The organism is Pelagerythrobacter marinus (genome assembly GCF_034375205.1).
GTDB lineage: Bacteria > Pseudomonadota > Alphaproteobacteria > Sphingomonadales > Sphingomonadaceae > Pelagerythrobacter > Pelagerythrobacter marinus.
On the sequence record NZ_CP139719.1, the window covers coordinates 1,001,727 to 1,019,059 of the forward strand.

Annotated in this window: 18 protein-coding genes; 4 read left to right on the forward strand and 14 right to left on the reverse strand. The window is 69.4% G+C overall.

Annotation, left to right across the window (positions count from 1 at the left end):
- Window positions 1-192: 192 nt before the first annotated feature.
- On the forward strand, window positions 193-597 hold the full coding sequence (locus tag T8T98_RS04740; RefSeq protein ID WP_251105928.1) for a hypothetical protein: 405 nt from the start codon (window positions 193-195) through the stop codon (window positions 595-597).
- A gap of 42 nt (window positions 598-639) precedes the next feature.
- Here T8T98_RS04740 and rsmD read toward each other — a convergent pair whose 3' ends face one another.
- From rsmD to T8T98_RS04755, 3 genes are read right to left on the reverse strand one after another with little or no spacing between them, the layout of a single operon-like run.
- On the reverse strand, window positions 640-1,191 hold the full coding sequence (gene rsmD, locus T8T98_RS04745) for a 16S rRNA (guanine(966)-N(2))-methyltransferase RsmD (RefSeq protein WP_251105927.1): 552 nt from the start codon (window positions 1,189-1,191) through the stop codon (window positions 640-642).
- Window positions 1,188-1,943, reverse strand: coding sequence for a pseudouridine synthase (locus T8T98_RS04750; protein WP_251105926.1), 756 nt, complete (start codon window positions 1,941-1,943; stop codon window positions 1,188-1,190). The genes rsmD and T8T98_RS04750 overlap by 4 nt, the downstream gene beginning before the upstream one ends.
- A gap of 17 nt (window positions 1,944-1,960) precedes the next feature.
- The gene (locus tag T8T98_RS04755) at window positions 1,961-3,124 is read right to left on the reverse strand and encodes an aromatic ring-hydroxylating oxygenase subunit alpha (RefSeq protein WP_251105925.1); all 1,164 of its coding nucleotides are present in this window, start codon (window positions 3,122-3,124) and stop codon (window positions 1,961-1,963) included.
- A gap of 71 nt (window positions 3,125-3,195) precedes the next feature.
- Here T8T98_RS04755 and T8T98_RS04760 point away from each other — a divergent pair, with 71 nt between their 5' ends.
- Window positions 3,196-4,932 (forward strand): AmpG family muropeptide MFS transporter, encoded by a 1,737-nt coding sequence (locus T8T98_RS04760; RefSeq protein WP_160732463.1) that lies wholly within the window; start codon window positions 3,196-3,198, stop codon window positions 4,930-4,932.
- 16 nt (window positions 4,933-4,948) lie between these two features.
- Here the strand turns inward: T8T98_RS04760 and T8T98_RS04765 are convergent, their stop codons facing one another.
- From T8T98_RS04765 to trpB, 4 genes are all read right to left on the reverse strand, one after another.
- A complete protein-coding gene (locus T8T98_RS04765) occupies window positions 4,949-6,238 on the reverse strand; it encodes a bifunctional folylpolyglutamate synthase/dihydrofolate synthase (RefSeq protein WP_251105924.1) in 1,290 nt (429 codons plus the stop codon).
- A gap of 25 nt (window positions 6,239-6,263) precedes the next feature.
- Window positions 6,264-7,112, reverse strand: coding sequence for an acetyl-CoA carboxylase, carboxyltransferase subunit beta (gene accD / locus T8T98_RS04770; protein ID WP_251105923.1), 849 nt, complete (start codon window positions 7,110-7,112; stop codon window positions 6,264-6,266).
- A gap of 72 nt (window positions 7,113-7,184) precedes the next feature.
- Complete coding sequence (gene trpA, locus T8T98_RS04775; RefSeq protein WP_251105922.1) at window positions 7,185-7,964, reverse strand: tryptophan synthase subunit alpha; 780 nt, start codon at window positions 7,962-7,964, stop codon at window positions 7,185-7,187.
- Window positions 7,965-8,271: 307 nt separating this feature from the next.
- A complete protein-coding gene (trpB, locus tag T8T98_RS04780) occupies window positions 8,272-9,510 on the reverse strand; it encodes a tryptophan synthase subunit beta (protein WP_251105921.1) in 1,239 nt (412 codons plus the stop codon).
- Window positions 9,511-9,705: 195 nt separating this feature from the next.
- On the opposite strand from trpB, the gene T8T98_RS04785 reads away from it, so the two are divergent.
- Window positions 9,706-10,155 (forward strand): outer membrane protein, encoded by a 450-nt coding sequence (locus tag T8T98_RS04785; RefSeq protein WP_251105920.1) that lies wholly within the window; start codon window positions 9,706-9,708, stop codon window positions 10,153-10,155.
- A gap of 79 nt (window positions 10,156-10,234) precedes the next feature.
- Here T8T98_RS04785 and T8T98_RS04790 read toward each other — a convergent pair whose 3' ends face one another.
- The 4 genes from T8T98_RS04790 to rlmN form a co-directional block, all read right to left on the reverse strand.
- Window positions 10,235-10,876 (reverse strand): phosphoribosylanthranilate isomerase, encoded by a 642-nt coding sequence (locus T8T98_RS04790; protein ID WP_160732469.1) that lies wholly within the window; start codon window positions 10,874-10,876, stop codon window positions 10,235-10,237.
- Between the two features lie 6 nt (window positions 10,877-10,882).
- Entirely contained in the window at window positions 10,883-11,557 is a 675-nt protein-coding gene (pyrF, locus tag T8T98_RS04795; protein ID WP_160732470.1) for an orotidine-5'-phosphate decarboxylase, read from the reverse strand.
- On the reverse strand, window positions 11,554-11,922 hold the full coding sequence (locus T8T98_RS04800) for a DUF1049 domain-containing protein (protein WP_322295860.1): 369 nt from the start codon (window positions 11,920-11,922) through the stop codon (window positions 11,554-11,556). Before T8T98_RS04800 ends, pyrF begins: the two co-directional genes overlap by 4 nt.
- An 81-nt stretch (window positions 11,923-12,003) precedes the next feature.
- Window positions 12,004-13,281 carry a 23S rRNA (adenine(2503)-C(2))-methyltransferase RlmN gene (gene rlmN, locus T8T98_RS04805; RefSeq protein WP_251105918.1) on the reverse strand — a complete coding sequence of 426 codons (1,278 nt, stop codon included), beginning with the start codon at window positions 13,279-13,281 and terminating at the stop codon, window positions 12,004-12,006.
- Window positions 13,282-13,544: 263 nt separating this feature from the next.
- Between rlmN and T8T98_RS04810 the strand changes: the two genes are divergently transcribed.
- Entirely contained in the window at window positions 13,545-14,216 is a 672-nt protein-coding gene (locus tag T8T98_RS04810; protein ID WP_251105917.1) for an outer membrane protein, read from the forward strand.
- A gap of 66 nt (window positions 14,217-14,282) precedes the next feature.
- On the opposite strand, the gene T8T98_RS04815 is transcribed toward T8T98_RS04810, so the two are convergent.
- From T8T98_RS04815 to T8T98_RS04825, 3 genes are read right to left on the reverse strand one after another with little or no spacing between them, the layout of a single operon-like run.
- Window positions 14,283-14,783, reverse strand: coding sequence for a hypothetical protein (locus T8T98_RS04815; RefSeq protein WP_251105916.1), 501 nt, complete (start codon window positions 14,781-14,783; stop codon window positions 14,283-14,285).
- A 27-nt stretch (window positions 14,784-14,810) separates the two neighbouring features.
- Entirely contained in the window at window positions 14,811-15,296 is a 486-nt protein-coding gene (greB, locus tag T8T98_RS04820; RefSeq protein WP_160732475.1) for a transcription elongation factor GreB, read from the reverse strand.
- Window positions 15,297-15,349: 53 nt separating this feature from the next.
- Window positions 15,350-17,314, reverse strand: a complete 1,965-nt coding sequence (locus tag T8T98_RS04825) for a lytic transglycosylase domain-containing protein (protein ID WP_322295861.1) — start codon at window positions 17,312-17,314, stop codon at window positions 15,350-15,352.
- Between the last annotated feature and the right edge of the window lie 19 nt (window positions 17,315-17,333).

The following is a 17,333-nucleotide window of genomic DNA, read 5'->3' on the forward strand; positions in this document are numbered from 1 at the left end:
ACACCTGTCTCTGACGTCCTGCCCTGTTTTCGACACATTTGCCGCCAGCCCGTGCGCCGCGGGCGATGGCGGGGCCGGGGCCCGGCTTGCCCCCTCCCGCCGCGCTCCCCACGCTCGGGGTAATCCCGGCCAGGGGACCGAAAGGCCAGGAGCAGTTCGCGTTCGTCATTCGGCAATCGAAGGAGAATCGCAATGCGTATCAGAAATGTCCTCCCCGCCGTCGCCGTGCTGGCGATCGCGTCTGCCCCCGCGCTCGCCCAGGATGCGCCCGCCGGCCCGATGCCTCCCGGCGCGACGGCCGAAGTGGGTGCCGAGGCGACGCTGACGGCCGATCAGCAGGCGCAGTACGACGCCTGGCCGCCCGCCCAGCAGGCGCAGTTCGATGCCTGGCCGGCCGAGACGCAGGCCTATTTCTGGTCGCTCACCGGCGATCGCCAGGAGCTGTTCTGGCGCCTGGCGGACAGCGACAAGGTCACGCTGGCCGGGCTCCCGGCGGAACAGCAGAACCGGGCATGGGCGCAGATCGAGGCGCAGGTCGCCGGCGGCACGGTCGCCGGAACACCCGATGACGACGGGGCCGGCGAAACCCCAATGTAAGGAACAGAACGGCGCGGACCGGTAACGCCCGGTTCCGCGCCGTCACCCCGGGTCGGCGAGGCGGAGCAAAGTCAGCTTCGCCTTGCCGACTTTGCGTTCGGCCTCCACGGCCAGGCCCTTGACCGCGACCGTTTCCTTCGCGCCCGTTTCCACCGCGATCCAGGTGGCATCGCCGATCCAGCCCAGCCGCAGCATCCGGTCGAGCGCCACGCTACCAGCCCCGGTGTCATAGGGCGGATCGAGGAGGAGCAGGTCCGGCGCCCTCTCGGCCGGGCCGAGCGACAGGACCGATCCCGGGCGCACCGTGCTTCGTCCGCGCGCGCCCAGTTCAGCGATATTGGCGCGGATGGCCTTGAGCGCGGCCTCGTCCTGCTCGACGAAGAGGCAGTGGCCGGCCCCGCGCGACAGGGCCTCCAGCCCCAGCGCGCCGGACCCGGCGAAGAGGTCCGCCACCTGCAGTTCGGCAAAATCGCCCAGCCGGCTGGCCAGCATCGAGAACAGGGTTTCGCGGGTCCGGTCGGCAGTGGGGCGGGTTTCGCCGCCCTTCGGCGCAACCAGCCGGCGGCCGCGCCATTCGCCGGCGATGATCCTCATCGGCGTTTCAGGCCGCTGCGGAAACGCTCGACCTGCTGCTTGGGGATCTCGACCGCCTGGCCGCGGGGCAGGTCCCCGATCGCGAAGGGGCCGTAACCGGTGCGGATCAGCCGGCTGACCTGCAGCCCGAGATGTTCCAGGACACGCCGGATCTCGCGGTTCTTGCCCTCGGTGATCGCCAGCTCGATCCACTGGTTGCGGCCGGTTCGCCGTTCCATGTTGGCATCGATCCGGCCATAGCGCACGCCGTCGATGGTGATCCCCTCGATCAGGCTTTCCAGCCGGTCCTGGGTAATCTCGCCGAAGGTGCGGGCGCGATAGGTGCGCGGGATGCCGCTGGCCGGCAGTTCCATCGCCCGTTTCAGTTCCCCGTCGTTGGTCAGCAGCAGCAGCCCCTCGGTATTGAGGTCGAGCCGTCCCACCGGCATGACCCGCCCGGCGTCCCGGGGCAGGGCGTTGCGCAGCGCGGCGTAGATCGTCGGTCGCCCGCGCGGATCGCGCTCCGCGGTAATCAGGCCGGTCGGCTTGTGAAACGCGAACAGGCGGGTGCGATCGGCCTTGCCGACCGGTTTTCCATCGACCGAAACCCCGCGCAGGCTGGGAATGATCGTGGCCGGCGTTTCCAGCACCTTGCCGTGCAGCGACACCCGGCCATCGGCGATCATCCGTTCGACCTCGCGCCGGCTGGCGACCCCCGCGCGCGCAAGGAGCTTGGCGATGCGTTCGCCTTCGGGTTTCTGGTCCTGTGCCATGCGGCGCGCCTACGCGCTCAATTGGCCGCGCGCAACGCCTCCTCCACCGTTTCGTGGAACCGCCGGATGCCGCCTTCGAGCGTCCCGAGCGTGAGTTCGGGCACCGCGCCGGTCGCCAGCCCCTGCTGCCCCAGTTCGGCGGCGCGGAAATCCTCGCTGGCGAAAACGCCCCCGTCGAGCAGGGCCCAGCTGCGTTCCCAGTGATCGCGCGCCTTGTCGGTCGCGGGATGTTCGGGGATGAGCATGAAGTCTTCCACCAGCGTGCGATCGTGGGCCTGCGGCATCATCGTCATCACGTTGACGTAGTCCGGGCTGGGAATGATCAGCGCGCCGGGAATCAGCTGGTAGGCGAACGTGACCACGCGGCGCAGCGCGGCCATGTCGGTCAGGTCGACGTCCTCCATCTCCTCCAGCCGGCCGACGGCGGAGCGGGCATGCGGCCCGACCATGTCGCCCGATGTCACACCGTCCTTGAAGAACGGCCCGATCGTCTGGGCGTGGAGCCTGGTGACGTGATAGCTTTCGAGGAAGGCATCCATGATGAGCTTCCAGTTCGCCGCCACCTCGTGGGTCTTGCGGCGAAACAGGACGTGGTCGCCCATGCCCAGCGCGTCGAAATCCTCCCCCAGCTTTTCCGCGTCGGTGAAATCGGCGGTTTCCTCCTGCGGGCAGAACCAGATCAGCCCGCCGGTCTCGCGGCTGGGCAGCTCCACCAGCCCCATCGCCCCCTTGTCGAGACCGGGGAAAGTATCGGGACGGGGCAGGGCGAGCAGCCGGCCGTCCACCGCGTAAGTCCACGCGTGGTAGGGGCACACGAGCCGCTTCTGGCACAGCGGCTCCGTCCCTTCGACCAGTCGCGTCCCGCGGTGGCGGCAGACGTTCAGGAACACGTGCGCCTTGCCTTCGCCGTCGCGGGTTATCAGCAGCGGCCGGCCGGTGGCATCGTGCGGCACCGCCATGCCCGCATCGGGCAGCAGCGCCGACGGCGCGAGGATCTGCGGCAGGCGATCGTAGATCGCGCTCTTCTCCCGCTGGAAATGCCCGGCATCGGTATAGACGCTCGCCGGGACCCGGGCGACGCCCGGTTCGGCGCGCGTTTCCCCGCCGGCGATCGCCCGGGCGAGCGCCAGCATTCCGTCGGTCGGGCGGCGTGCGGGGTGTTTGGTGTCGATAGTTGTCATGGTGCCTGTTCCTGGCCCTTTCCCGGCGCTAGTGTCGCAAAAATTCGGGTTGAACGGAAGGACGTTAGGGAATGGCCGCGGTGGCAGGGAACAAGAAGAAGATCTCCGCCTGGCGCGCGCTCGGCATGGCGCTGGGCGACCGCAAGACCGCCTTCATGCTCCTGTTCGGCTTCGCCAGCGGGCTGCCCTTCGCGCTGTTCCTAGGGACGCTGTTCGCCTGGCTGACCGAGGCCGAGGTCGATCTCGAGACGATGGGCATCTTCTCGCTGATCGGGCTCGCCTATGCGTTCCAGTTCCTGTGGTCGCCGCTGATCGACAAGGTCAACATACCGCTGCTACGGCGGCTGGGGCGGCGCAAGCAGTGGATCGTGCCGATGCAGCTGGCGCTCGGCGCGATCCTCGTCACGATGAGTCTGCTCGAACCGCGCACGCAGCTCGGCTGGTTCAGCCTGCTCGCCGGGATCGGCGCTTTCGCCAGCGCCACGCAGGACATCGCGATCAACGCCTGGCGGATCGACGTGGCGGACGAGCGCGCGACGATCGACATCCTCTCCACCGTCTACCAGATGGGCTATCGCCTGTCCTCGCTCGTGGGCGGGGCGCTGGGCCTGATCATCGCGGCGCGGATCGGCTGGCCGGAAACCTATGCCCTGATGGGGGCGATCCTGCTCGGGGTGGGCTTCATCGGGCTCTGGGCGCCCAATTCGGGCGAAAATGCCGCCGATGTCGTGACCGAGAGCGAACGGCAGGTGCGCGCGCTTCGCCGGGCGGGCGAACTGGCGCCGGCGGTCCGCAACCGTGCGCTGGCGCTCGTCGCCCTGCTCTGGGCCGCGGCGATCGGCATCGTGCTCGCCTTCATGGTGATGTCGATGACCTATGCGCCGGAAGACCGGCCGAACCCGACCGAGTTCACGCTCAACATCGGGCCGTGGATCATCGTCGCCACGATCATCCTGCCGGCGCTGATCGCGGGCTGGCTCGCGTCGAAGAAGAATCGCGGCGAACACCTGCTGGCGGCCGACGAGGCGCCGGCGCGCGGCGGGGCCTATGTCCTCGACCACCTCTATCGCGCGCTCGTGCTGCCGCTGGTCGAATTCGTCGGCCGGATGGGCTGGTCGCTGGTTCTGATCCTTGCCGTGGTGCTGACCTATCGCATCTGCGACGCGATCTGGGGCACCTTCGCCTATCCCTTCTACCTCGGCGAACTGGCCTATACGAACGACGATGTGGCCTTCGCTTCGAAGTTCTTCGGCGTGGGGGCGATCATCGCCGGGCTGGCGCTCGGCGGGCTGATGCTCACGGCGCTGGGCCGGATGGCGACCCTGCTGATCGGCGGCGTCCTCGCCGCGCTGACCAACCTGCTCTATGCCGACATGGCGATCGGCGGGCACAACATGCAGGCCTTCAGCGACGCGGTCGGCTTTACCTACCTGATCGAACAGGTGCCGGGGATCGGCGATGCCGCGCTGGCCAAGCTGACGATCACCGTCGCATTCGAAAATCTCGCGATCGGCATTGCCGGGGCGGCCTATGTCGCCTGGCTTTCCTCGATCGTGTCGAAGAAGTTCAGCGCCGTGCAATATGCGCTCCTGTCATCGCTGACCCTGCTGGTCGGAACGCTCGGGCGCGGCGCGCTGGGCGAGATGATCGAGGAACAGGGCTATTTCGACGTCTTCATCCTCACGACCTGGATCGGGCTGGGCGCGGCGGTGCTCGTGTGTTTCGAATGGTGGCGCCAGAGCCGGATGAAGGATGCGGCCGGGGTGATCGCGCCCGAGGCGGGCCAGGCGGCGCAGCCGGCCGAATGATGTCGCCGCGCGCCGGCTAGTCCGGCCGCTCGCCGTTCAGGCGCAGGACCTCGCCCGCGAGGTAGAGTGAACCCGCGACAAGGACCGGCAGGCCGTCGGCGGGCAGCGCGTCGAGCGCCGCCGGCACGTCGCGCGCGGCCCGGGCCCGGGCGCCGAAGGCTTCTGCCGGGTGGTGATCGTGGCCGGGAACCGGCACGACGGTGAGGCTGGCGATGCTGCCTTGCAGCGGGCCGGTCAGGGCCGCGGGGTCCTTCCCCTCGATCATGCCGAGCACGAGGTGCAGCCGCCGGCCCGCGAAATGCCGCGCCAGGATCGCACCTGCGCTGGGATTGTGTCCGCCGTCCAGCCAGACCTCGCGCTCGCCGGCCAGCGGGCCCGCGGCGAGGCGCTGCAGCCGCGCGGGCCAGGTCGCCGCGCGAATGCCCTGCGCCATCGCCTCGGGCGATACCGGCACCGCGCCCTGGTGCCGCAACATGGCCACCGCGAGCGCGGCATTTTCCGGCTGGTGGGGGCCGGGCAGGGCGGGCAGCGGCAGGTCGAGCGACCCCGCCTCGTCCGAATACCGCAGGGCGCCGTCGTCGGCGCCTGCCTGCCAGTGGCGACCGCGCATGGCCAGCACGGCGCCGGTGCGCTGCGCGGCGCGTTCCACTTCCTCTACCGCTTCGCCGGGGTAAGCCTGCGTCACCAGCGGCGACCCGGGCTTGGCGATACCGGACTTCTCGAACGCGATCCGGGCGAGCGGCAGGGCGGGGGTGCCTTCCTCGGGCGCGAGGAGGAAGCGTTCATGGTCGATCCCGAGCGCGGCGATGCCGCAGGCGGCGGGGCGGGGGACGACGTTGGTGGCATCGAACCGTCCGCCCAGGCCGACCTCGATCACGCAGGCATCGGCAGCGACGCGGGCGAACGCGGTGAAGGCGGCGGCGATCGTCACTTCGAAGAAGCTCGGCCGCAGGTCCTCGCCCGCGTCGAGCACCTCGCACAGCAGCGCCGCCAGCCGCGCATCGGCGATCAGCGAGCCGGCGATCCGGATCCGTTCGTTGTAGCGCACGAGATGGGGGCTGGTGGTGGCGTGGACCCGCAGGCCCTGCGCCTCCAGCATCGCGCGCAGGAAGGCGCATGTCGATCCCTTGCCGTTCGTCCCCGCGACGTGGAATACCGGCGGCAGGGCCAGGTGCGGATCGCCCAGCCGTGCGAGAAGCGCGCGGATCGTGTCGAGGCCGAGGCGGCCCTGCGGCACGCTGAGCGCCGCGAGACGGTCGAGCTGGGCCTGCACCGCTGGGTCGGCGGAACTGCCGAAATCCCTCATCCGCTCCCCCTCTCGGGGGAAATCACTAGGCCGCCGCCCTTGGCTGGAGATAGTCGAGCAGGCTCGCCAGCGTGCCCCGCAGCTCGTGCCGCCCGACCACCATGTCCACCATGCCGTGCTTGTGCAGGTACTCGGCGCGCTGGAACCCCTCGGGCAGCTTCTCGCGGATCGTGTCCTGGATCACGCGCTGGCCGGCAAAGCCGATCAGGGCGCCCGGCTCGGCGATATGAACGTCGCCCAGCATGGCGTAGCTGGCCGTCACGCCGCCGGTCGTGGGATCGGTGAGCAGCACGATATAGGGCAGCCCGGCTTCCTTCAGGCGCCGCGTCATCACGGTCGCCTTGGGCATCTGCATCAGCGACAGGATACCTTCCTGCATCCGCGCGCCGCCGGCGGCGGTGGCCACGATATAGGCGCACTTGCGCGTCAGGGCGCGCTCGGCCCCCTGGCAGAAGGCCGTGCCCACGGCCATGCCCATGCTGCCGCCCATGAAGCCGAAATCCTGCACGCCGACGACCGCCGGGTGCCCTTCGATCGCGCCCGAACCCACGGTGAAGGCGTCGCGATGCGGGTTCTTCGCCCGCGCCTGCTTCAGCCGGTCGGTATATTTCTTCGAATCGCGGAACTTCAGCGGGTCTTCCGCGACTTCGGGCTGGGGCAGCACTTCGTAGCCTTCGTCGAGCAACTGCCGCAGCCGCTCGTCGGCCCCGATCCGGCCGTGGTGACCGCAGCGCGGGCAGACCCGCAAGTTTTCCTCGTACTCGCGGGTGAACAGCATCTCGGAACAGCCGGGGCACTTGACCCACAGCGTTTCCTCGGTCGAGCGCTTGGCCACGAAGGGCAGCGAATTTCGTACGCGGGTGAACCAGTTCATGGGCAGGGCCTATAGTCGTCCTGAACGAAACCTCAAAGCATCGTCGTCCCCGCACGCGGCGGGGGCCGCGCGTTATCGCGCGCCGCGCACGGCACCTGCCAGCGCGGCGGTGAGTTCGCGCAGCCGCCCGGGAGCGTCGTTGCCGTGTTCGGCGACGAGCTCCACCAGTGCAGATCCGACGACGACGCCATCGGCGACCCGCGCGATCGCGCCGGCCTGCTCCGGCGTGCGCACGCCGAAGCCCACCGCGACGGGGATCTCGGTGGCGCCCTTGATGCGGGCGACATTGGCCTCGATCGATTCGATCGCCGCCTGCTGCATTCCGGTGATACCCGCGACCGCGACGTAGTAGAGGAAGCCCTCGCTCCCCTCGACCACGGCAGGCAGGCGCTTGTCGTCGGTGGTCGGGGTGGCGAGGCGGATCGGCGCGATGCCCGCATCGCGCAGCGCGGGGCCGAGCGCGTCATCCTCCTCGGGCGGGACATCGACGCAGATCACGCCGTCCACACCCGCGTCGCTGGCGGCGGTGGCGAACCACTCCGGCCCGCGCCGGACCATCGGGTTGGCATAGCCCATCAGCACCAGCGGCACTTGCGCGTGGCGCTGGCGGAACTCGGTCGCGATGCGCAGGACAGCGGCGGTCGTCGTCCCGTTGCCGAGCGAACGGATATTCGCCTGCTGGATCGCGGGACCGTCGGCCATCGGATCGGTAAACGGCATCCCCAGCTCGATCACGTCCGCGCCGCCTTCGACCAGCGCGTCGAGATTGGCCGCGGTGTCGCCATCGCCAGCGGTGATGAACGTGACGAGCGCGGGGTGAGGCTTGGCAAAGGCGTTGGAGAGGCGGGTCATTCCGGGGATCGACGTCCGTTGCGGGTTAGAACTACAAGATCAACGATAAGAAGCGCTGCACCAACACCACAGAGGGCAATCAAGAACTCCCAACCACCTAGTGAACCCGTTCCGCCAAGGACTAGTTTTGATACTATCCAGCCACCGCCAGCACTTCCTACACCCGCGGCAGTACGCCTGACTGAATGACTGAACGACGTTGGGGTCGTGTAACCATTAACGACATGAACGACGTAAATGACCAAGAGAGCTAGGCCGATTATTACTGCAAACGGAATAAGAGCTTCTAGCCCAAATGTATCCATAGCTATATCTCCACTCCCAGCCGCTCCGCCACGGTGAAGATATCCTTGTCGCCGCGTCCGCACAGGTTCGCGAGTATCACGCTGTCCTTCGGCATGTCCTTCGCGCGCTTGGCCACCGCTGCGATGGCGTGGCTCGGTTCGAGCGCGGGGATAATGCCCTCGGTCCGGCAAAGGAGCTGGAAGGCCTCGAGCGCCTCCTCGTCGGTGATCGCGGTATATTCGACGCGCCCCGTGTCTTTCAGCCAGGCGTGCTCGGGGCCGATCCCGGGATAGTCGAGCCCGGCGCTGATCGAGTGGCCTTCGGTGATCTGGCCGTCCTCGTCCTGCAGCAGATACGTCTTGTTGCCGTGGAGCACGCCGGGGAAACCGCCGAGCAGCGAGGCGGCGTGTTCGTCGCCGTCCAGGCCATGGCCCGCCGCCTCGACGCCGAGCATCTTCACGTCCGGATCGTCGAGGAAGGGATGGAACAGGCCCAGCGCGTTCGATCCGCCGCCGATCGCGGCCACCAGCAGGTCGGGCAGGCGGCCGATGCGGTCCTGCATCTGCGCCCGCGCTTCCTTGCCGATCACGCTCTGGAAATCGCGCACCAGCTCGGGATAGGGATGCGGCCCGGCGGCGGTGCCGATGATGTAGAACGTGTCGTGGACGTTGGCGACCCAGTCGCGCAGCCCCTCGTTCATCGCGTCCTTCAGCGTCCCGCGACCGCTGGTCACCGGCACGACTTCGGCACCGAGCAGCTTCATGCGGAAGACATTGGGAGACTGCCGCTGCACGTCTTCGGCGCCCATGTAGATCACGCACGGCAGGCCGAAGCGCGCGCAGACCGTGGCCGTGGCCACGCCGTGCTGACCCGCGCCGGTTTCCGCGATGATGCGCGTCTTGCCCATGCGGATCGCGAGCAGGATCTGCCCGATGCAATTGTTGATCTTGTGCGCGCCGGTGTGATTGAGCTCGTCGCGCTTGAACCACACTTGCGCGCCGCCCAGCGCCTCGCTCAGCCGTTCGGCGTGATAGAGCGGGGACGGGCGGCCGACGTAATGGTCGAGCAGGTCGTCGAACTCGCGCTGGAAGGCCGGATCGGCCTGGGCCTTGCGATATTCGCGCTCCAGCTCGAGCACGAGCGGCATCAGCGTCTCGGCGACATAGCGGCCGCCGTAGTCGCCGAAGTGCCCCCGCGAATCGGGCATCTGGCGATAGCTGTTCGCGGGCGGCGACGCGGGATCGGATTTGCCGTGGTTCATCGTGCCCGCCGCTTGTCACAGGCCCGCGATGCTGTCCACCCGAAGTCGCTCGTCGATCCGGATCGCCGCTTCTGGTGACTCTGCTCGACCGGCCGGGGTCGTTCGTCGACGGTACATCCGCGATACAGGATTCCAGCGCCAATCCGCCGCCTCCCGCCGGGAATGGCCCGGCGGCGATTGTGAGGAAAGAAAGAAATGCGCAAGTTCGCAATCGTTCTCGGCGCGGCCGCTGCCGCGCTGGCCGTCCCGGCACAGGCCAACGAGGCGCGGGTCGAGGCCCGCGGCGGCATCGCCTGGGCCGAAGGGGTCGAGGAAGCCGTCGCCGGCATTGCTGCCGGCTACGACTTCGATCTCGGCGATACCGCCTTCCTCGGCATCGAGGGTTCGGCGGACAAGGTCCTGGTCGACGGGGCCGAGGTGGTCTGGGGCGCCAGCGCGCGCGTCGGCACCCGCCTGGGCGCCAATGGCAAGCTCTATGCCGCCGGCGGCTACACGTTCGGCGAGGGCGAAGACGTTCCGCACCTCGGCGCCGGCTACCAGCACGCGGTGGGGACCAATCTCTACCTCAAGGCCGAATATCGCCACTTCTTCAGCGATTTCGTCGATGTGAACACCGCGGTCGTGGGGCTGGGTTACAGCTTCTGATATCGCCGCGTCCGGCACGAGAGGGGCGATCCGCGCGCGGCTCGCCCCTTTTTTGCGCGCCGGAGCGGCCGCGGAGGCGCTAGGCCGCCCGCGCGGCGGCGCAGAAGGCACGGACCAGGTCCGGGTCCTTCGCACCCGGCGCGCTTTCCACGCCGGAGGAAGTATCGACCAGCCGCGCGCCCGTGGCCGCGATCGCCGCGCCCACGTTGCCCGGCGCCAGCCCGCCCGCCAGGCCCCAGGGCAGGGTGCCGCGATAGGCCGCGAGCAGCGACCAGTCGAATTTCAGCCCCATCCCGCCGGGCAGCGCGCCGCGCGGCGTGCGGGCATCGAACAGGACCAGGTCGGCCGCCCCGCCATAGGCGTCGGCCCGCGCGACATCGCCGGCGGCGGCGACCGCGACGGCTTTCCACACCGGCAGGCCGAAGCGCGCGCGGATATCCGCCGCGCGCGCAGGGCTTTCGCTGCCGTGAAGCTGGATGACGTCGAGCGAGCCCGCGGCCACGCTTTCGGCCAGGAGGGCATCGTCGGGATCCACGAACAGGCCGACCTTGCCGATCCGCGTGCCGGCATGGGCCGCCAGCTCGTGCGCGGCCGCCGTGCCGAGCGTGCGGGGCGAAGGCGGGTAGAACACGAACCCGCAATAGTCGGCCCGCGCCTCGATCGCGGCGTCCAGCGCCGCGCGGGTGGTCAGCCCGCAAATCTTGATCTGCACCGCGGGCATTGCAGGCTAGAGCGTGGCCTCGATCGCGCGCGCGGCGGCGGCGGGATCGTCGGCGCGGCTGATCGGGCGCCCGACCACGAGCACGCTGGCCCCGTCGTCGCGGGCCTGGCGCGGGGTGACGACCCGCTTCTGGTCGCCGACGCCGTGGCCTGCCATGCGCAGGCCGGGGACGACGAAGAACCCGTCCTTCCACTGGCGGTGGACCGCGCCGACTTCCTGGCCCGAGCAGACGATACCGTCGAGCCCCGCGGTCTGCGCCAGTTCGGCCAGCCGCAGGACCTGGTCGTGCGCCTTGCCGGCGACGCCCGTCTGCTGCAGGTCCCGCTCGTCCATGCTGGTCAGCATCGTCACGGCCACGACCCGGGTGCCGTTGGCCGCGGCGGCCTTGGCATCTTCCATCATGGCCCGCCCGCCGCTGGCATGGACGGTGACGATGGCCGGTTCCAGCACGTGGATCGCCTGCATCGCCCCGGCGACCGTGTTGGGGATGTCGTGCAGCTTCAGGTCGAGGAAGATCGGCAGCCCGAGGTGCGCGATCTCGTGAACGCCGTGGTGCCCGTGGGCACAGAAGAACTCCAGCCCCAGCTTGACCCCGCCGATATGGGCGCGCGCCTTCTGCGCGAGGGCCTTCGCCGCGTCGAGCTGCGGCAGGTCGAGGGCGAGATAGACCGGGTTGCTCATAGCGGTGGCTTGCCCGGACCCCCCCTGTCGGCGGCCGGCACGTCGCCGCCTGCCGCCGTGGCCGCCGGCGTGTCGCGGCTCTCGCGCGCGGCGGGCGGCGGCGCGGCGGCGGCGTTCGCCACGGCCGTGCGATGGGCGGTCTCGAGCGAGCTGATCCGGCGGTTCAGCCGCCATTTCGAGCCCTGGTGAAGCAGCCACATGGGCAGGAGGCCGAGGAGGAACGAGACGATCACGAGGGCAGGGATCTTGGTTTCGAGGACCATCCCCTGCCAGATCTTGACCTCTACCGGCGTCCAGTTGAACGCCGAGAACACCAGCAGCGCGGCCAGCAGCAGCACCCAGACGACGGTTCTTACGATTTGCATGGTCGAATTCGCTCCCCTTGCAGGCCCTGCAACACTAGTCGCGATGCGGGGGCAAGGGAAGTCCTGGCACCGGCGCGGGCATCACGGCGCGGCCGCCGGGGAGGGCGCGGCCTCGGCCGCCTCGCGCCCGGCCGCGGCCTGCGCCTCGCGGTCGCGCTGGGCCCGGCTCATCTTCTGCGCGGTCGTCTTCAGCTGGCCGCAGGCCGCGTCGATGTCGCGCCCGCGCGGGGTGCGGACCGGGGCGGAAATCCCCGCTTCGAACACGATGTCGGAGAAACGGCGAATCCGTTCCGGGCTGGAACATTCGTAGGGCGCGCCGGGCCAGGGGTTGAACGGGATCAGGTTCACCTTGGCCGGCAGGTCGAACTTGCGGAGCAGGCGGACCAGCTCGCGCGCGTCCTCGTCGCTGTCGTTCTTGTCCTTCAGCATCACGTATTCGAAGGTGATCCGGCGGGCATTGGACGCCCCCGGATAGGCCGCGCAGGCGGCCAGCAGTTCCTCGATCCCGTACTTGCGGTTGAGCGGCACGATCTCGTCGCGCACGTCCTTCGTCACGGCGTGGAGCGAAACGGCCAGGTTGACGCCGATCTCCTCCCCGCACCGCGCCATCATCGACACGACGCCGCTGGTGGACAGGGTGATGCGGCGCTTCGACAGCGCCAGCCCGTCGCCGTCCATCACGAGGCGCAGCGCATCGCGGACATTGTCGAAGTTATAGAGCGGTTCGCCCATGCCCATCATCACGATATTGGTCAGCAGGCGCCCGTCGGCAGTATATTCGGCCTCGTCCTCGACTTCGGCGACGTCCATCCGGCCCCGCGGCCATTCGCCCAGCGCATCGCGGGCGAGCATGACCTGGCCGACGATTTCCCCGGGGGTGAGGTTGCGCACCAGGCGCATCGTACCGGTGTGGCAGAACCGGCAGTTCAGGGTGCAGCCGACCTGGCTGGACACGCACAGCGTCCCGCGGTCCGCATCGGGGATGAAGACCATTTCGAACTCGTGCCCGTCGGCGGTGCTGAGCAGCCACTTGCGCGTGCCGTCGCTGGAATGCTGCGCCTCGACCACGTCGGGCCGCCCGATCACGAAGCGTTCGGCCAGCCACGGGCGCATAGCCTTGGCGATGTCGGTCATCGCCTCGAAAGAGGTCGCGCCGCGGTGATAGAGCCAGTGATAGACCTGCTTCGCGCGCAGTTTCGCCTGGCGCGGGTCCAGCCCGGCCTCTGCGAACAGTTCGGCGATGCGCGGGCGCGGCAATCCGATCAGGTCCACGCGCCCGTCGGCACGCGGGGTTATGTCGCGCGCGACGGGAACGGGGTCAACCTGCCCCGGAATGCTCATCAATGTGGTGTCGGCCATGGCGCCTGCGCATATAGGGGCCGCGATCGCACATGGCAAAGGCAACGCGCCCCGGCGTGCGCCGGCCGCCCGGGACGGGTGCTGCCCGCGATCCGGTTCCCACCCGCTCGTCGCCCGAAACGCCCGGCCCGTCGCGATACATGTGACTGAAAAACAACACGAACATCGTTGTGTCAGGTTCATGAAACCAGGCCGAACCGCGCGCCGTTGGGGTGGTCCAGGCGGGCGGATGACGCCCATGCCGGACAACAATGGAGTACGTAATGAAAAAGGCATTCGCACTTATCGCAACCGGATCGCTCGTCGCGCTCGCGGCCCCCGCGACGGCGCAATCGACCGCGGATTCGCCGTTCCACGGCCCGCGCATCGGCGTGATCGGCGGCTACGACCAGACCCGGGCCGGCAGCGAGGTCGATGACGACACCGACGACAACAACAACGACCAGTCGATCGAAGGCTTCGGCTACGGGATCGAGGCCGGTTACGACCTCGACACCGGCGGCGCGGTCGTCGGCATCGAGGGCGAGTTCATGGGCTCGACCGCCGATACCGATTTCGAGGACGGCGACTTCGAGGGCTTCGGCCTCGGCAGCGTGGACACCAATCGCGATCTCTACATCGGCCTGCGCGCCGGCGTGAAGGCAACGCCGAACACGCTGGTCTATGCCAAGGGCGGTTATACCAATGCCAGGTTCGACATCCTCTCGAACGACGGCACGACCGAATTCGCGAACGATATCGACACCGACGGCTACCGCGTGGGCGCGGGCGTCGAGTACGCGATGGATTCGGGCATGTATATCAAGGGCGAGTACCGTTACTCGAACTACTCGGAAGCCGAGATCGACATGGAAGGCACGCTGCCCGACAGCGAGCGTTTCGACGTGGACCTCGACCGGCACCAGGTCATGGCCGCGGTCGGCTGGCGCTTCTGATCGCGCCGGACGGTGGATTGAAACGGGAAGGGCGGGGCCGCGGCTCCGCCCTTTTCGCGTGCGCGGTCAGCGCCTGGCGCAACCCACGCTCGCCGCGTCCATCGCGGTGGCCGCGCCGGTCAGGTCGTAGCGGTCGGTGAAGCGCCGGTTCCTGGCGTCGGTGGCCGAAATGGACATCTGCCCCGCGGCCCGCATGGCGGCGACGATCGCGGCGTCCATCCCCTTGTCCAGCGCCCAGGCATCGCCGCCGCCGCCCGTCAGGGCAAAGCGCCGGTCGCCCACGACGAGACTGATCCTCGGTTCCGCGGCGAGCTTTCGCGACAGGCGGAAGTGGACCTGGCCGCGAACCTGCCGCCGCGGCCAGGTGCCGACGCTGGCGAATGCGCGGTAATCGGCGGGCCGGGAACTGGGCAGCGGGCGGGCGATGGCGTAACAGCGCGGCACGCCCGGGTCGCGGAACGCCGCCCAGCTGGCGAACATGCCCAGGCTGTCGCGCGCTGCGGCCGGCCCCGCCAGCGCCAGGGCGGCGAGCGCCGGGCCGAGGAGGGCTATCGGCCACCTCGTCATTAGGCGCCACCTGATCATAATCGCCACCTAGTCATAACTGATCGCGACCACTTCCCATTCCTTTTCCCCGCCGGGCAGGCGCACGGTCCGCAGGTCGCCCACCGCGGCGCCGCGCAGCGCGCGGGCCATGGGGCTGGACCAGCCGATGCGGCCGCTGCCGGCATCCTGCTCGTCGTCGCCCACCAGGATCACGGTCCTGCGCCGGTCGTCCTCGTCGGCCAGCTCGATCCGTGCACCGAAGAACGCGCGCGAGCGGTCGGGCTGCTCGCGCGGGTCGATCACCCGGGCGGCCTTCATCCGGCGGGCCAGGTGCGCCAGCTCGCGGTCGATCTCGCGCATGCGCTTGCGGCCATAGAGATAGTCGCCGTTCTCGCTCCGGTCGCCATTGCCCGCGGCCCAGGAAACGATCTCGACGATCTCCGGCCGCTCGACCCCCAGCAACTGGTCGTAGCGCGCCTTCATCGCGGCGTAGCCGGCGGGCGTGATCGGGTTGGTCTTGGCAGGGGCTGGCATCGAAGGCTTCTGGCGCGGATCGCGGACGAGGGAAAAGGCGGGGCGCCCGGCGATCAGCCGGGCGTCGCCTTGCCGAGGAACCGGCTGACGCCCTTGGGGCCGCCGTAGCGGACCCGGTCGGGGTGCATGGCCTCGTAGACCACGGCGTTCTCGATCACCCGCTGGACGTAGTTCTTCGTTTCGAAGATCGGGATTTCCTCGATCCAGCGCAGCCAGTCCACCGACCCGTTGCGCGGATCGCCGTTGGCCCGCAGCCACTTGTTCACGTTGCCCGGCCCGGCGTTGTAGGCCGCGATGGCGAGTGGGTAGCTGCCGCCGTAATAATCCATCATGCGCGCGAAATAGGCATCGCCCAGGCGGATGTTGTATTCCGGGTCGGCGATGAGGTTGCCGTAATTGTAGCTCATCGACAGCATCCCGGCCTGTTCGCGCGCGGTCCCGGGCATCAGCTGCATCAGCCCGCGGGCGCCGGCGTGGCTGACCCGGTCCTGGTCGAACTCGCTTTCCTGCCGGGCGATGGCATGGACGATGGTGAAGTCGGTGCCGGCCGGTTGGTCCACGACGGGAAAGCCGACCCGTTCGAAGCCCGCGATCCCTTTTTCCGGCGCGGCGCGGCCGATCACCACGGCCAGTTCGGGCAGGCGCAGTTCCTGCGCCAGTTCGGCCACCAGCTGCATTTCGGTCGCGTCCTGGGCCCAGTCGGCCAGCTGGGTGAAGAAATACCGTTCCGTCCGCCAGTCGGTCCGGCCCCGCGCAAGCTCGCGAACGGCAAGCGCGAGCGGGTTGTTGCGGAAGGCCGCGCGCTGTTCCGCCGTCGGCTGCGCGGCCGGCGCCGTGCCGAAGGGCGGCAGCGGCCGGCCGAGCCGTTCGCGCGCCAGCAGGCCGTAGAAATACTCCGGATACTCGGCCGCCATTTCCCAGTAACGCCGCGCCTCGCCAGCGTCGCCGGCCCGGTGCGAGGCCAGCCCCGCCCAGTAGAAGCCCTTGGAGCGGGTCTGGGGCGTGCGCGCCGCGGCGCCATAGCGGTAGAACAGCGGCGCCGCGCTCTCGCCGTCGCCCAGGGTCCACAGGGCCTTCGTCCCGCCGAGCCACATGAGCGAGGTGTAGTCGTCGCGCAGGCGATAGCTCATGCCCGAGATATCGGCACCGGGCGCGAACAGGTCGTCCACCTTGGCCGCGATCTGCGCCGCCGGGCGCGCCCCGGCCCCGCGCGCGATCCGCAGCGCCTCGGTGACGTAATCCTGCGCGTCGAACGGCAGCCCGGCGAAGCGCGGGCGGCTGGCGAGCAGGTCGATCGCCTGCGGCAGGCGGCCGGTCGAGCGATAGTGGCGGGCGAGGTTGTAGACGTAACCGGGATCGCTGCGCGCCCCTGCGGGCACCGGCAGGCCAGCGGCGGCCGGGTCCGTGCCCTGGAGGATCGAGAGCCGCGCCATCGCCAGGTCGCGATAGGCGGGGGAAACGTTGGGCATGTGCCGCGCGGCGGCGTCGGCCTTGCCCTGCCAGAGCAGCGCGGCCATCCGGGCGTCGTGGTCTTCCGGGCTCAGGCGCGATCCGAACAGGCCGAGCATGTAGGCTTCTGCCGGCGTGCTCATGTCGCCGCCGCGCCAGGCCTCGCGCGCGACATCGAACGCCTCGGGCCGTTGCAGGCCGGCGAGGGCGAGCGCGTAGCGCGCGCGGGCCGGGTTGCTGCGCGGAGGATTGCGGTCGAAATAGGCGACCAGCGCCTCCGAACTCGGGGCGCCGCGTTCCAGCGCCTCTTCCGCGTGGCCGCGGATCACGTCCATGCGCGGAAACTCGGGGAAGGCGAGGGCGAACCCGGCGTAGGAATCGAAATCCATCCGGTCGTTCGCGGTAAGGAATTTCCAGCGATCGATCGCCTGCCCGACCTGCGAGGGAACGGCGGCGACCATCTGCTGGCGCGCGCTTTCGACCCGGTCCGGCTGTGCGACCAGCGGGGCCGATGTCGACAGCACGGTGCTCGCGAGAAAAGCCAGCCCGTACAAGGAAATACGTGTCATGCTGGACATCTTGCCCCCC

Excerpts from the sequence above, each read along its gene's own strand:
- T8T98_RS04825 (WP_322295861.1), bottom strand. The coding sequence starts at position 17,314 with ATGACACGTATTTCCTTGTACGGGCTGGCTTTTCTCGCGAGCACCGTG.
- trpA (WP_251105922.1), bottom strand. The coding sequence starts at position 7,964 with ATGACCCGCCTCTCCAACGCCTTTGCCAAGCCTCACCCCGCGCTCGTC.
- T8T98_RS04765 (WP_251105924.1), bottom strand. The coding sequence starts at position 6,238 with ATGAGGGATTTCGGCAGTTCCGCCGACCCAGCGGTGCAGGCCCAGCTC.
- T8T98_RS04815 (WP_251105916.1), bottom strand. The coding sequence starts at position 14,783 with ATGACGAGGTGGCCGATAGCCCTCCTCGGCCCGGCGCTCGCCGCCCTG.
- T8T98_RS04740 (WP_251105928.1), top strand. The coding sequence starts at position 193 with ATGCGTATCAGAAATGTCCTCCCCGCCGTCGCCGTGCTGGCGATCGCG.
- T8T98_RS04755 (WP_251105925.1), bottom strand. The coding sequence starts at position 3,124 with ATGACAACTATCGACACCAAACACCCCGCACGCCGCCCGACCGACGGA.
- T8T98_RS04760 (WP_160732463.1), top strand. The coding sequence starts at position 3,196 with ATGGCCGCGGTGGCAGGGAACAAGAAGAAGATCTCCGCCTGGCGCGCG.
- T8T98_RS04785 (WP_251105920.1), top strand. The coding sequence starts at position 9,706 with ATGCGCAAGTTCGCAATCGTTCTCGGCGCGGCCGCTGCCGCGCTGGCC.
- accD (WP_251105923.1), bottom strand. The coding sequence starts at position 7,112 with ATGAACTGGTTCACCCGCGTACGAAATTCGCTGCCCTTCGTGGCCAAG.
- T8T98_RS04800 (WP_322295860.1), bottom strand. The coding sequence starts at position 11,922 with ATGCAAATCGTAAGAACCGTCGTCTGGGTGCTGCTGCTGGCCGCGCTG.
- T8T98_RS04810 (WP_251105917.1), top strand. The coding sequence starts at position 13,545 with ATGAAAAAGGCATTCGCACTTATCGCAACCGGATCGCTCGTCGCGCTC.
- rlmN (WP_251105918.1), bottom strand. The coding sequence starts at position 13,281 with ATGGCCGACACCACATTGATGAGCATTCCGGGGCAGGTTGACCCCGTT.
- rsmD (WP_251105927.1), bottom strand. The coding sequence starts at position 1,191 with ATGAGGATCATCGCCGGCGAATGGCGCGGCCGCCGGCTGGTTGCGCCG.
- trpB (WP_251105921.1), bottom strand. The coding sequence starts at position 9,510 with ATGAACCACGGCAAATCCGATCCCGCGTCGCCGCCCGCGAACAGCTAT.
- pyrF (WP_160732470.1), bottom strand. The coding sequence starts at position 11,557 with ATGAGCAACCCGGTCTATCTCGCCCTCGACCTGCCGCAGCTCGACGCG.
- greB (WP_160732475.1), bottom strand. The coding sequence starts at position 15,296 with ATGCCAGCCCCTGCCAAGACCAACCCGATCACGCCCGCCGGCTACGCC.
- T8T98_RS04790 (WP_160732469.1), bottom strand. The coding sequence starts at position 10,876 with ATGCCCGCGGTGCAGATCAAGATTTGCGGGCTGACCACCCGCGCGGCG.
- T8T98_RS04750 (WP_251105926.1), bottom strand. The coding sequence starts at position 1,943 with ATGGCACAGGACCAGAAACCCGAAGGCGAACGCATCGCCAAGCTCCTT.